This window comes from Arcobacter sp. F155, from assembly GCF_004116455.1.
GTDB lineage: Bacteria > Campylobacterota > Campylobacteria > Campylobacterales > Arcobacteraceae > Halarcobacter.
On the sequence record NZ_PDJU01000001.1, the window covers coordinates 175,418 to 188,517 of the forward strand.

Genomic DNA, 13,100 nt, shown 5'->3' on the forward strand with positions numbered 1-13,100 from the left:
TATTCTTGTAAAATATTATATTAATTAAAAGAAGTAAATTATGAATGATAACTTTTACAAAGATTTAAAACTACTAAAAGATTTTTCTAAAATCTCCGACACTTCTGTTTATAAAAAACTCCCTGATTCTTGGTATGTTCTCGTAAGTGATGTAACAAACTCAACAAAACAGATTCAAGAAGGTAAATATAAGCAGATAAACATGGTTGGAGCCTTAACTATTATCTCAATATTAAATTTAAGAGAGAACCTTGATATTCCTTATATTTTTGGTGGAGATGGCTCTTTTTTACTTATTCCAAAATCTTTATTAGACGAATCAAAGCAAGCACTTTTAGCTGTAAAAGATTTAGCAAAAACTTCTTATGGTTTAGATTTAAGAGTAGGTGTTGTTCCTGTAAAAAAGATATATGAACTAGAAAAAAGTTTATATATTGCAAAATATGAAGTTTCAAAGGATTATTATCAATCAATAATAAAAGGCGGAGGTTTAGATTTAAGTGATAAACTTCTTAAGCAAAATGAAGATTTTTATATAAAAGATAAAAAAGATGAAAAATTTGTTTTAGATATATCTGGCTTAGAGTGTAGATGGGAAGCTATAAAAACACCCAAAGATGAAAATTTAACAATTTTAATTAAAGCTTTTGATGAAAGTTTATATGATACGGTTTTAGAAAAACTTGATGAGATTTTAGGTTCTAATGAAAAAAGAAACCCTATTTTAAAAGAGAGCTTGATTTTAAGTTTTCAAGATAAAAATCTTGATATTGAAGCTTCGTTATTTTCACAAAGTTTTTTAGGTAAGTTCTTAATAAGACAAAAGTTGAAGTTACTAAATCTTATTGGAAAACTTTTAATGAGATTTGATATTGATAAGTGGGGAAGATACAAACAAAGAATAGTTTCCACAACAGATAATGAAAAGTTTGATGATATGCTAAGAATGGTAGTTTCTACAAGTTTTAAGCAAACAAAACTTTTAGAAGAGTATTTACAAAAAGAGCAGGAAAAGAAAAAGCTAGTTTATGGAATACATAAATCTGACTCATCTTTGATGACTTGCTTAATCTTTGAAAGACATGGAAAACATGTACACTTTGTAGATGGTTCAAATGGTGGTTATGCATTAGCAGCTAAACAGTTAAAATTAGGAGAACAAAAATGACAATTATTTATATCCATGGCTTTGCAAGTAGTGGACAAGGAGGAAAAGCATCTTTATTTAGAGAGTATTTTGAAGAAGAGTTAATTGCTCCATCATTATCTCATATTCCAAAACTTGCAATTGATACTTTAGAGCAGTTAATAGAAATATTATTAGAAAAAGATGAAACTGTAGGTTTAGTAGGTTCTTCTTTAGGTGGATATTATTCAATATATTTAGCTAATAAATATGATTTAAAAGCTGTATTAATTAATCCAGCAATCTATCCATACAAAACTTTAGATAAAGTTGGTATAACAATGAACTATTATGATGGTTCTTCTTTTGAAGTAACAAATGAACATATCCAAACACTAAAAGGTTTAGAAGTTCAAGAAGTTCAATCACAAGAAAATTTTATGACTTTATTACAAACAGAAGATGAAGTATTAGATTATAGTGAAGCAGCTGAAAAATTATCAGAGTCAGAACTTGTAATAGAAGAGGGTGGAGATCACTCTTTTGAAAATATAGAGAGTTATTTTAGAAAGATATATTCTTTTTTAGATAGTTAGAATAATAATATGAGTTTTAAAGAGAGGTTGATTCACTCTATACTGTTTGAGATTTTGTTAGTTATAATTTTTACTCTTATTCTCAAACTTATTACAAAAGATAATATTACAACAGTTTTTACTTTAACTATTTCTCTTACAGCAATAGCTGTGATATGGAACTTTATTTATAACTGGATTTTTGATAAGTTTGTTACTGGACCAAGGGAAGATAGAAGTTTTAAAACAAGATGTATCCATGCAATTCTTTTTGAGTTTGGATTATTGTTCCCTACAATTCCTGTAATTGCTTATTCTTTGAAGATAGGGATTATTGAAGCATTTATTTTAGATATAGGTTTTGTAGCATTTGTTTTAGTATTTACTGTTATTTATAATTATATCTACGATAGAGTTAGATTAGTTTTTATCAAAAGTAGTTAAGAAGTTAAAACTTCTTAACTCTTTTGGAGTATTTATTTTATAATTTTTCCATATGGTCCAAATTTATGGTCAAAGTTTTCCATATTTGGTCTATAAACATCTGGAGCTTTTACAACATCATCTGGGAAATCTGAAGTTCTGTTGATTTTCTCAGGTCTATAGTGACTATCTTGGTTCATATATGCTGCTACATCATAAGACTCTTTATCTGTTAAGATTGGGTTCTCTTTTGTTGCACCTAATGGCATATTTGCTTTAATAAAGTCTGCTGCTTTTAGGATTCTATACATTCCTGCACCTTTATTATATGTATCATCTGTACCCCATAATGCAGGGAACATATAACCATTTGCTAAACCTTCATTTTTAACACCTAAACCATCTGCACCATGACAAGAAGCACAGTGTTTTGTATAAACTTTTTTACCATTTTCTACATCTGCTTTAGTTGTTTTAACCATTTTTCTATCTACTTTAGTAAGTCTTCTTCCATCAACTTTAGCTCCACCTACAGGATAACCTTGACTTAGGAAGTGCATATAAGCTTTCATAGCTTTCATCTCTTTACCTTCAGCAGGAAGAGGGTAACCATTCATACTTCTTTGCATACAACCATTGATTCTAGCAGTTAAAGTACCAATTCCATCCTCTCTTGGTCTATATTGTGGAAACTCACCATAAGTTCCAATAAAAGGAGCTGAATATTTTTTTGTACCAGCATCTAAGTGGCAGTTTTGACATGAGTTATTATTTCCAGCAAATCTCATACTCATATCTTCTACTTCAGGTCCAATATATTTATATGTATGAACAATAAGCTCTTTACCATATCTTACTAACTTACCATAATCATTGTCTGGTAGTTTGTCTATATCTGGAACTTTGTATTCCATCTTTGGTTTTTCAAAACCTCTATCACTTCTTTTTTGTAACTCTTTTTTATCAAAAGCTAAAGCATTTGAAGAAAACAGTGTTGCAATCAGTGTTGAAACAAGAATAAGTTTTTTGTTGTTAAGTTTCATAAGTAACTCCTTTTTAAATCTGCATAATTGTACAAATATAAAGTTACTTTTATGTTTACTTTTAATAATATAGTTTAAGTTTAATTAAAGAAATTGTATTTAAAAATTGTTCCATCTTCTTTTGTAGATTCTAAGAAAATATCTATATTATTTATTTTACAAATATTTTTTACAATATTTAGTCCAATACCAAAACCTCCCTTTATATGGTTCTCTTTTTGGTATCTATCAAAGATATTTTTCTTGTTTTTTATAGGTGGTGCAAAGTTTCTTACACTAAATACTATTTGTTCATTTTCTTTAAATAAGTTAATAGTTATATCTGTGTCATTAAATGAATACTTAATAGCATTTGAAAGAGTGTTATCTATTATTCTTAATAAATGTGTTCTATTTATTAAAAGTGTTAAGTTATCTTCTATATTTAATTTTAAATTTATATTTTTAGGATTTGCTATACTTTCAAATTGGTCTACTCTTTGTTTTAAAAGATATGAAAAGTCTATTTGCTCTTTATTGTATTTAACTGTTTTTTCTTTTATTAAGTATTCAATATCTTCATATACTAAAAATAGATTTTTTGTTGCATTTATTGACCTTTGAAGTTCTTTTGAACTCTTGTTCTCTTCTTTACTTTCTAACATCTCTAAATTTAGCTGGATAATTCCAAGGGGTGTTTTAAGTTCATGCATTGCATCATTAAAAAAAGCATCTAAATATTCATTTGCTTTTTTATATGGTTCAATACTTGCTTTAATGATTAAATAAATAGAGATAAATATAAAAAGACCAATACATATAGATAAGATAAGTATTTTTAAATAAACCTCTTCATAGGAAATTTTTTTTGAAACCTTTAGATATTTTGCCTTTAATCTATTACTTGATAATTCAACTTCTAGACTTAAAAGCTTTGAGTTTTCATCTAAGTTTAGATTTCTTGTTTTGTAAATAATTTGTTTTTTATCTGTTAATAAAGTTGCTTCATATTTAAAAGATTTTGGAAAAATAAAAGTATCACTTTTTGAGTTTGAAAAGTCATAGATAGTTCTTTGTACTTTTTGAGCATACTCAATAAGAACTCTATTTTGATTGTTTTTATAACTTTCAAGTTCTAAGTTTGTATAAAAATATGTGGGAATAGCAATAAAGATAAAGAATATCGCAGTATAAAAAAGAGATATTTTTAATATAAAGTTTTTACTCTTCTCTATCAATTTTATATCCTATACCTCTTTGGTTAACAATAAACTCTTTAGAGGTTTTATCTCTAATTTTTTTAATACAAACCCTAATATCAGCTTCACAAATATATTTATCATCCCATACTTCACTTCGAAGAGTTTCTATACTTATGTATTGATTTTTGTTTGAAACTAAACAAAAAACTACATCACTCTCTTTTTTTGTAAGGTTTATAACTTCACTATTTCTTCTTAGCTCTTTTTTTAAAATGTCATAGGTGAAGTCTGGTTTTAGTTTTATCTGTTCTTTTGTCTCATTTGTATAAAAAAGTTTTATAAGTTGTTCAATTCTATATTTTAACTCTTTTGGTGAAAAAGGTTTTTTAATATAATCATTACAACCAAGCTCATATCCTAAGCTTAGATTATTTATGTCTGTTAAAGAAGTTATATAAATAACAGGTGTATTGTCACCATTTTCTCTTATTGTTTTAACTAGTTCATATCCACTTAAAGTAGGAACTCTAATATCAAGAATTAGAAGGTGGTATTTGTTCTCATGGATTGCACTTAATGCTTCTTCTCCATCTTCAAAGTCATCAATATGGTAGTTTAAAGACTCTAAATACTCTTTGATACTTTGTCTATAATCTAAATCATCTTCAAGTAATAAAAGTCTCATCTTATCTTCACCTCAGAGTTAATATTCACAGTTTCATAGTCAAAACTATTGTTGATATTTATGTGTTTGTTGTTTTTTATTCCAGTTAAAATATATCCTAAATGATTGTTTTGTAAATCATAATAAGAAAAATATGCAAAAGAGAAATTCTTATTTGATATATATCCATAATCTTTTAGGCTATCAAGATTTAACTCTTCTAGGTAGTTAATATTTGTATTATTTACTAAAACATAGTTTGCTATTTCATCATTATTTTTAAGTTCATTTGCAATATTTAAATATTTTTTATTTAATAAAACAAATAGTTTATAGCCTTTTTTCTTTAGTTCTTTACTTAAATACTCAAAGTTAATTATTGCCTCAATTGAACCAATATATTTATTGTTTTCTATAATAGGTGAGATTGCTTTTATATTAAGTCTTTTTCCTAGTTCAATTGAAACAATTGGTTGTTTTAGCTCTTTTACTTTTACTAAACCTTGCCTAAATGAGGCTAGTGGAACATCTTTTATATCTATATCCCAACTTCTTAAATATGTAGTTAGGTTTTCATTATGGATTTGTACTTCAAAATTACTATCTTGTAGCTGTTTTAAACTTTTTATTTTTCTATTTACAACTTCAAAACTCTCTTCTCTATTTTGGCTTTGAAAACTATTTATTATCTCTTTATCTTCTGATAATAAAATAGCCAAAGATAGGGCATATCTTTTTTGTTCTTCAAAAAGGTTTTTTGTAGTTGTTAAAGAGTTTTCAAGATTATTTAAAAGATTATTACTATTGTTTATATTGTTTAGAAAATAAAAGATTAAGATAATAAAAAAAGAGGTGATAAAAAGTATTATAAATAAATACTTGTTAGGTTTTGAGTTTAAAGCTCTCAAGGTTCACCTCTTTAAAGAGTATTAATTATTGTTCAGTAGTGTAGATCTCATCTAATAAAGAGTCTACAAAATCATCTGGGCTGAACTCGATTAAGTCATTTTGTTTTTCTCCAACTCCTACGTAGAAAATTGGAAGTTCTAATTGATTTGAGATTGAGAATAGTGCACCACCTTTTGCAGTACCATCAAGTTTTGTTACAATAATTCCATCAACACCAACCATTTCATTAAAGGCTTTTGCTTGTGCAATTGCAGTATTACCTTGCGTTCCATCTAAAATCATAAGTTTTTGGTGAGGAGCACCTTCTTGTGCTTTACCACATACTTTTACAATCTTCTTAAGCTCATTACTTAAGTTAGTTTGTGTTTGAAGACGTCCAGCTGTATCAATAATAACATTATCAATATCTTTTGCAACAGCAGATGAAATAGTATCATATGCAACTGCACTAGCATCGTGACCTTGTTTTGTTTTGATAATTGGAACATCAATTTTTTGTGCCCAAGTTGCAAGTTGTTCAATAGCAGCAGCCCTAAATGTATCTCCTGCTCCTAAGATAACTGATTTTCCTTCATTTTTAGCCCTATTAGCAAGTTTTGCGATAGTTGTTGTTTTTCCTGCTCCATTAACTCCAATGATAAGTCTAACAAAGGGTTTAGGAAGATTTGAAAGGTCAACATCTGGTGCATGTTCAAAAAGCATTACAAGTCTGTGTCTTAACTGTTTTCTTGTAATCTCTTCAGGAAGACCATCCATTGCTTTTTCAATGATTTCGTATTCCATATCAGCTTCGATTAACATCTCTTCAATATCTTCAAAGGCAATTTTCTCTTTTCTTTGAGGAACAACTGATTTGATATTTTCAAATGTTTTTGATAAGGCTTTACTAAAGAAACCTTTTGATGAAGTCTCTTCTTTTGGCTTTTCTTTAGCTTCTTCTTTTACTTCTTCAACTTTTTCTTCAATAACTTCTTTAGGGTTTTCTTCTAAAGGAGTTTCCTTTTCTTGTTCTTGAAGAACTACTTCTTCTTCAACTTTTTCTTCTTCTTTTTTCTTTTTAAAAAAACTAAACATTAACTATTTTCCAAGTGCATTATCAATATCTAATTCCATCATCTCTTCTGGAACTACACCAACATATTTTTGTACTACTTTACCACTTGGGTCGATTAGAAACATTGTAGGAATACTCTGTACTGGACCAACTAAGTTTGCAATTTTGAAGTTATCTTCACTGTTTGTAATAGGATATCCTATTTCATACTCTTCAATAAATCTATTTAATTCTTCTTGGCTTAATAAAGTACCATCTTTCTTTCCTAAGTTAAAACCAACGATTTCAAGTTGCCCTTTATACTTCTTCTTTAAATTATTTAAGTGCGGAATTTCAGCTCTACATGGAGGACACCAAGTAGCCCAAAAGTTTAATAAAACAGCTTTACCTTGTAACTCTTGTATTGAAACTTGTTTATCTTTTACGTCAATGTTTAAACTATTTAAATCATTCGTTTGTAGTGTAAATTTTGTTTGCTTTTCTTTTATAATTTCTTTTTTTTCATCTTTTGAACCACAACCAGTAAACAAAAGTGTAACAGAAATTATTAAAAATGCTATTTTTTTAAACTGCATTTTAATTCCTTATTGGTAGAATATTTAAGGTAAGAATTTTACCCAAGTAAGGCTTAAATATGAAAGAAAATCACAAAAGTGATTTCAGAAAATCATGTATTAAAAGATTAGAGTTTTCAAGCCGCTTTTTAAAGTTATATAAAGATAAAAAGACAGTAGAGAAATTAGAAAAATTTATAGAATTATATAATTTCAAAAATATATTGTTATATATTCCAATGGATATGGAAGTAAATGTACTTCCTTTGATTAATAAGTTAAGAAAGAAACAAATTAATGTTTTTGTTCCTTTCATGTACAAGGACAGTTTTAAATTAGTAAAGTATAGATTGCCATTACAAAGAAAGAGGTTTGGTATTAGGGAACCAAATAACTCTTTTTGTGTTCATCCAAAAATAGATTTAGCCATTGTCCCAGTTGTGGGAATGGATAAAGAGTGGAAAAGAATTGGTTTTGGTAAAGGAATGTATGACAGATTTTTTTATAGGTTAGATTATAAACCTACTATTGTTTTTACTCAACTAACACTTTGTAAAGCGAATAAAACACTAAGTAATAAATACGATATTCAAGCTGATTTTGTAATTACAAATTAAGGTTTTGATATGGAATTAGTAGTAGTAGGTATTGTAGTTGCAATTATTAGTGTTGCGATTACGATATTCGTAGTAAAAAAAATAAATAAAGCAAAATTTGATATTTATATTGAACAAGCAAAGGCAAAAGCTAAAGTTATTGAACACGAGGCTAAAGTAATCTTAAAGGATGCCCAAATTAAGGCAAAAAGAGATTATGATAGAGAGTTCAAAGCTGCTAAAAGAGAGTATGACGATATGCTTTCTCAGATTGAAAGAAAAGAGAAAGAGTTAAATCATCATTTAGAGAGTGAGCTTAAAGCTATAAAAGAGCAAAAGGCTGAAATAGTTGAGAAAAATGAGAAGATCACAACTATTAAAGATGGTCTAAAAAGACAACAAAAAACTTATGATGAAAAAATTACTAAAGCTATTAAAGTTTTAGAAAATGCTTCTGGTTTAACTGTTGATGAAGCAAAAGAACTTATGCTTGAAAAAGTAAAAGAAGACAGCAGGGCTGAAATTGCTTCTATTTTTAGAAAAAGATATAAACTTGCAGAGCAAAACAGTAAAGATGAGATTAACAATATGTTCTCACAAGCTGTTACAAGATATGCAGGTGAGTTTGCAGCTGAAAGGCTTATCAATAATATCCCTATTAATGATGAAGAAACAAAAGGAAAGATTATTGGTAAAGAAGGGCGAAATATTAAAGCCCTTGAAATGTTATTAGGTGTTGATATTATTATTGATGATACACCAAATACAATTACTATTTCATCTTTTAACCTTTATAGAAGAGCAATTGCTACAAAAACTATTGAAGAGTTATTAGAAGATGGAAGAATTCAACCTGCAAGAATCGAAGAGATTTATAATAAAGTAAAAACAGAGTTTGATAATAACATCCTAAAAGAGGGTGAAGATGTAGTAATGGAGCTTGGAATTAAATCAATGCATCCAGAGCTTATCAAACTTGTGGGAAGACTAAGATATAGAGCTTCTTATGGTCAAAATGCATTAAAGCATACATTAGAAGTTGCAAATTTAGCTGGATTAGTAGCTGCACAAATGGGTGGAGATGCAATTTTAGCAAGACGTGCTGGACTTTTACATGATATTGGAAAAGCTTTAACACATGACATGCCAGGTAGTCATGTTGATTTAGGTGCTGAAATCTGTAGAAGATATGATGAACCAGATACAGTTATTAATGGTATTTATGCTCACCATGGACATGAAGAACCTATCAATGTAGAATCTGCTGCTGTATGTGCTGCTGATGCGCTAAGTGCAGCTAGACCAGGTGCTAGAAGAGAAGTATTAGAAAGCTTCTTAAAAAGAGTAGAAGAGGTTGAAAATATCTCTACTTCTAAAACAGGTGTTATTAATGCTTATGCAATTAATGCTGGACGTGAAGTAAGAGTTATAGTAAAAGCTGAGTTAGTAAATGATGATGAAGCAATTTTACTTGCAACTGAAATAGCACAAGAGATTGAAGAAAAAGTTCAATATCCTGGAGAAATAAAAGTAAATGTAATTAGAGAGCTTAGAGCTTCTTCTTACGCAAGATAGGAAAGAGTTTACTCTTTTCTATTTCTTTCTTTGTTTTTTAACACTCATAATCCAAAAATAGTTTACAAATATTGCACAAATAATACTTGAAAATACTCCAAGAACTAAAGCTCCTGTCCAAAGGGATAAAGCAATTTGTTCAAAATTATCATACATAGAATCAAAGTTAAACTCTACAGGGTTTGTATTTCCTAAAATTAAATTTCCAAGTTTATATTCAAAATAGAAAAGTGGTGGCATTGTAAAGGGATTACTAATAAATATAAGAGCAAAACTAATAGGCAAGTTTACACTAAAATAGATAGCTAAAAAAGTTGATAATACCATTTGCAAGGGCATTGGTAAGCAAGCTACAAAAATACCTATTAAAACTCCACCTACAACTTTTCTTCTAGATAGACTCCATAATTCTCTTTTATGTAAAAAATTACCAAATATTTTTAAGAATTTTTGTTCTTTTATTTTTTCGTGTGTAGGAAGTACTTTTTTTAATTTCTTTCTTGGCAAAGAAATCCTTAATTATAATATTTGGTGAATTTTATCAAAGTAATTGTATTTTTTACATTATATAAACTATTAAAACCCTAGCTTTATATAAATTAAAGGTATAAAAACAGTACTACAAGGGCTATTCCAAATAGTGTTAAATATATGCCTCTTTCTTTGAAACCATACTTTCCTTTAACCATAAAAATTGCAGAAATAGCAAGAAATAGTAAGATTACAGAATATGCAAGTGCTAAATATGACCATTTATCTTGACTTGATGATTTGTGAGCTTTTACTAAACTATTTATAAAAGTAGGGTAGCCACTAATTGAATATATAATTTCTCCAGAATTTTTATAGTAAGTAATAAACTTCATATCTTTTTTTCTTGAGATTTGATATTTGATAAATTCATTGTTGTTTTCTAGTAGTTCAAATTTATTTAATACAGATTTTTTAATAATATGAGCAGGAAGGTTTTTCTTTTGTTCATTTTCACTAAAAGCAAGAATTATTTCACTTTGTAACTCTTTTTCTTGAATATTCTTTTCAATAGTTGCATTTAAAATATACTCTTTTTCAAAAAGGTGTAAATCTCTAACTGAAAGAATAATCCCTGAAATTGAATAAACAATTGTTATACCAATAACTAAATAACCTAAGTCTCTATGCCAATTTCTAAATATGGTGGAAAGCTTTTTTTTCTTTTTCATTATAACTCCAAAAAAATATTTTTTGGAATTATATTATTAGAAGTTAAACCTAAGTTTAACAGTAAGGTATTTTATGCTTTTTTTAGCTCTTGTATTAAAAGTAGTTCTTCTTGAGTATTGATATGTTGAGTATCATCTTTTTTTAGTTTTTTAAGTTCTACTATTTCAGCTGATAACTCTTCTAATTTTAGAATTGATTCTTTAAGAGCCCCTGATAATTCACTACCTTTACCTAAATTATCTTTCTCTTCTTTAATTTCATCTGCATCTTTTATATCAGAGCCATTTACAGACTTTTTAAACTCGGCAATCATTTTTTCAAGTTCATCTAGTAAGTTTTCAATAGCTTTTACATCACCAGTTCCATTTTCTTGCTCTTCTTTTATTTTTTCAAGAATAGCTTCTTTTAACTTTTCAATCATTTCAAGTTCATCTTTTGTGAAACCAGTTTTTAATAGTGAAATAATATCTTCTACAAGTTCTCTTGTTGATTTTTCAACTTTTAGTGGTTTTATTTCTTCTTCTTTTGATTGTGTATTTGAAAGTTCATCTTTAAAGATACTATTTTCAGTTGAAGTTTCTTTTTTAGATTCATTGTTAGTAAAATAATAGTTATTTTGTGTTGCAGGTACTACAATCATAATATTTCCTTAAATAATATAGATTATTATAATAAAATTAATATTAAAAACATAATAAAACAAATGCTTAATTAACTTTTACTATAATACAAAAAAAATTTTAAAAATAAGAGTATTATGAAAAACAATAAACCAACTACAAAAATTATTGCAGGAAAATATAAAGGAAAAGTATTAGAACTACCTTCACTTGATGTTACAAGAAGTTCTAAGGCAAGATTAAAAGAGTCACTTTTTAATGTTTTACAATTTGATATTATCGATAAAGTATTTGTTGAAAGCTTCGCAGGAAGTGGAAGTATTGGACTTGAAGCCATTAGTAGAGATGCTAAGAAGGCTTATTTTGTAGAACTTGATAAAAATTCATATAGATGCTTAACAAACAATTGTAAAGCAGTAGAACCTCAAAAGTGTCAAACTTTTTTTGGAGATACATTTTCTCAAACTCCTGCTATTTTAGATAGTCTAAAAAACAGTGAAGATGAGATTGTATTATATGTTGACCCTCCCTTTGATTACAGAGATGGAATGGAAGAGATTTATGAAAAATCTTTTGATATGATTAGAAATATTGTAAATGAAAATATTTATTTAATAGTAATTGAGCATGTCTCAACTCTTGAAATTCCAGAGACTTTAGGTAAATTTACTCTTCAAAGAACTAAGAAGTTTGGTAAAAGCTCTTTATCTTATTTTGAAAGTAGTGAAGCTTAGATTATGGCAAAGGTGGCATTTGGATTACTAGTATCATTAGTTTTATTGGTATTTTTTCTGCCATTTTTTTACACTGTATCTGCTTATGAATTAAACCCTTCAAAAATACTACTTGCTCCTTCTTTTGAACATATTATGGGAACAGATAGATTAGGAAGAGATATTTTTGCAAGGGTTTTACAAGGTGGACAAACTTCACTTATAATAGGTTTTTTAAGTGCAAGTATTGCTTCACTTATAGGACTTTTTATTGGTATAAATGCTGCATTTTTTAAAGGTAAAGTTGATAAGGCAATAATTATTCTAATAGACCTTTTTCTAACTTTTCCAACTTTCTTTTTACTTCTTGCATTGGTTGCTTATATTCAAGCTTCTATTTTAGTTTTAGTAATAGTTATTTCAATAACTGGCTGGATGGGAATGGCAAGACTTATTAGAAGTGAGAGTTTTGCAATAGGAAATCAACCTTTTATCAAGATTTTGAAACTTGCAAATGTACCTAAGACAAAAATCATATTTAAATATTTTGCTCCACTTTTAGCACCTATTTTTCTTATTTCCTTTACTTTTGGAGTAGGTGGTGCAATTTTAGCTGAGTCAGGACTATCTTTTTTAGGACTTGGTGTAAATCCTCCACAAATGTCTTGGGGTAGTTTACTTAGTGATGGAAAAGCTGTTATGGATATTGCTTGGTGGGTTAGTTTCTTTCCTGGACTTATGATATTTTTAATAACTTTTTGTTTAATGCAAATATCTGATTACTTACAACAAAAATTTAATACAAAAGAGATACAAAGTACATAAAATACTTTTTTGTAGATTATTGTAATATTTTCTGAAACT

At 27.8% G+C, this 13,100-nt stretch carries 16 protein-coding genes; 7 read left to right on the forward strand and 9 right to left on the reverse strand.

Annotation, left to right across the window (positions count from 1 at the left end; all coding sequences use genetic code 11):
• Positions 1-40 precede the first annotated feature (40 nt).
• From CRV03_RS00860 to CRV03_RS00870, 3 genes are read left to right on the forward strand one after another with little or no spacing between them, the layout of a single operon-like run.
• On the forward strand, positions 41-1,168 hold the full coding sequence (locus tag CRV03_RS00860) for a DUF3095 domain-containing protein (RefSeq protein ID WP_129083248.1): 1,128 nt from the start codon (positions 41-43) through the stop codon (positions 1,166-1,168).
• Positions 1,165-1,722 (forward strand): YqiA/YcfP family alpha/beta fold hydrolase, encoded by a 558-nt coding sequence (locus CRV03_RS00865; RefSeq protein ID WP_129083249.1) that lies wholly within the window; start codon positions 1,165-1,167, stop codon positions 1,720-1,722. Before CRV03_RS00860 ends, CRV03_RS00865 begins: the two co-directional genes overlap by 4 nt.
• A 9-nt stretch (positions 1,723-1,731) precedes the next feature.
• Positions 1,732-2,145 carry a PACE efflux transporter gene (locus CRV03_RS00870; RefSeq protein WP_129083250.1) on the forward strand — a complete coding sequence of 138 codons (414 nt, stop codon included), beginning with the start codon at positions 1,732-1,734 and terminating at the stop codon, positions 2,143-2,145.
• A gap of 32 nt (positions 2,146-2,177) precedes the next feature.
• Here the strand turns inward: CRV03_RS00870 and CRV03_RS00875 are convergent, their stop codons facing one another.
• The 6 genes from CRV03_RS00875 to CRV03_RS00900 all read right to left on the reverse strand — a co-directional run bounded on the left by CRV03_RS00875 (position 2,178) and on the right by CRV03_RS00900 (position 7,550).
• Positions 2,178-3,167 carry a c-type cytochrome gene (locus tag CRV03_RS00875; protein WP_129083251.1) on the reverse strand — a complete coding sequence of 330 codons (990 nt, stop codon included), beginning with the start codon at positions 3,165-3,167 and terminating at the stop codon, positions 2,178-2,180.
• A gap of 80 nt (positions 3,168-3,247) precedes the next feature.
• Positions 3,248-4,384 carry a HAMP domain-containing sensor histidine kinase gene (locus tag CRV03_RS00880; RefSeq protein WP_129083252.1) on the reverse strand — a complete coding sequence of 379 codons (1,137 nt, stop codon included), beginning with the start codon at positions 4,382-4,384 and terminating at the stop codon, positions 3,248-3,250.
• The gene (locus tag CRV03_RS00885; protein WP_129083253.1) at positions 4,368-5,033 is read right to left on the reverse strand and encodes a response regulator transcription factor; all 666 of its coding nucleotides are present in this window, start codon (positions 5,031-5,033) and stop codon (positions 4,368-4,370) included. The genes CRV03_RS00880 and CRV03_RS00885 overlap by 17 nt, the downstream gene beginning before the upstream one ends.
• Positions 5,030-5,920 (reverse strand): cache domain-containing protein, encoded by an 891-nt coding sequence (locus CRV03_RS00890; protein WP_129083254.1) that lies wholly within the window; start codon positions 5,918-5,920, stop codon positions 5,030-5,032. Before CRV03_RS00890 ends, CRV03_RS00885 begins: the two co-directional genes overlap by 4 nt.
• 25 nt (positions 5,921-5,945) lie before the next feature.
• Positions 5,946-6,995, reverse strand: a complete 1,050-nt coding sequence (gene ftsY, locus CRV03_RS00895) for a signal recognition particle-docking protein FtsY (protein ID WP_129083255.1) — start codon at positions 6,993-6,995, stop codon at positions 5,946-5,948.
• Positions 6,996-6,998: 3 nt separating this feature from the next.
• Positions 6,999-7,550, reverse strand: coding sequence for a TlpA disulfide reductase family protein (locus tag CRV03_RS00900; RefSeq protein WP_129083256.1), 552 nt, complete (start codon positions 7,548-7,550; stop codon positions 6,999-7,001).
• Positions 7,551-7,609: 59 nt separating this feature from the next.
• On the opposite strand from CRV03_RS00900, the gene CRV03_RS00905 reads away from it, so the two are divergent.
• Positions 7,610-8,146 carry a 5-formyltetrahydrofolate cyclo-ligase gene (locus CRV03_RS00905; RefSeq protein WP_129083257.1) on the forward strand — a complete coding sequence of 179 codons (537 nt, stop codon included), beginning with the start codon at positions 7,610-7,612 and terminating at the stop codon, positions 8,144-8,146.
• Positions 8,147-8,155: 9 nt separating this feature from the next.
• Entirely contained in the window at positions 8,156-9,700 is a 1,545-nt protein-coding gene (rny, locus tag CRV03_RS00910; RefSeq protein ID WP_129083258.1) for a ribonuclease Y, read from the forward strand.
• Between the two features lie 18 nt (positions 9,701-9,718).
• On the opposite strand, the gene CRV03_RS00915 is transcribed toward rny, so the two are convergent.
• From CRV03_RS00915 to CRV03_RS00925, 3 genes are all read right to left on the reverse strand, one after another.
• Positions 9,719-10,207 carry a DUF2062 domain-containing protein gene (locus CRV03_RS00915; protein ID WP_164968589.1) on the reverse strand — a complete coding sequence of 163 codons (489 nt, stop codon included), beginning with the start codon at positions 10,205-10,207 and terminating at the stop codon, positions 9,719-9,721.
• A gap of 92 nt (positions 10,208-10,299) precedes the next feature.
• Positions 10,300-10,902 carry a hypothetical protein gene (locus CRV03_RS00920; RefSeq protein WP_129083260.1) on the reverse strand — a complete coding sequence of 201 codons (603 nt, stop codon included), beginning with the start codon at positions 10,900-10,902 and terminating at the stop codon, positions 10,300-10,302.
• A gap of 71 nt (positions 10,903-10,973) precedes the next feature.
• Positions 10,974-11,543, reverse strand: coding sequence for a hypothetical protein (locus CRV03_RS00925; RefSeq protein WP_129083261.1), 570 nt, complete (start codon positions 11,541-11,543; stop codon positions 10,974-10,976).
• Between the two features lie 117 nt (positions 11,544-11,660).
• Here CRV03_RS00925 and rsmD point away from each other — a divergent pair, with 117 nt between their 5' ends.
• On the forward strand, positions 11,661-12,257 hold the full coding sequence (gene rsmD / locus CRV03_RS00930; protein ID WP_129083262.1) for a 16S rRNA (guanine(966)-N(2))-methyltransferase RsmD: 597 nt from the start codon (positions 11,661-11,663) through the stop codon (positions 12,255-12,257).
• A gap of 3 nt (positions 12,258-12,260) precedes the next feature.
• The gene (locus CRV03_RS00935) at positions 12,261-13,061 is read left to right on the forward strand and encodes an ABC transporter permease (RefSeq protein WP_129083263.1); all 801 of its coding nucleotides are present in this window, start codon (positions 12,261-12,263) and stop codon (positions 13,059-13,061) included.
• The last annotated feature ends 39 nt before the right edge of the window (positions 13,062-13,100 follow it).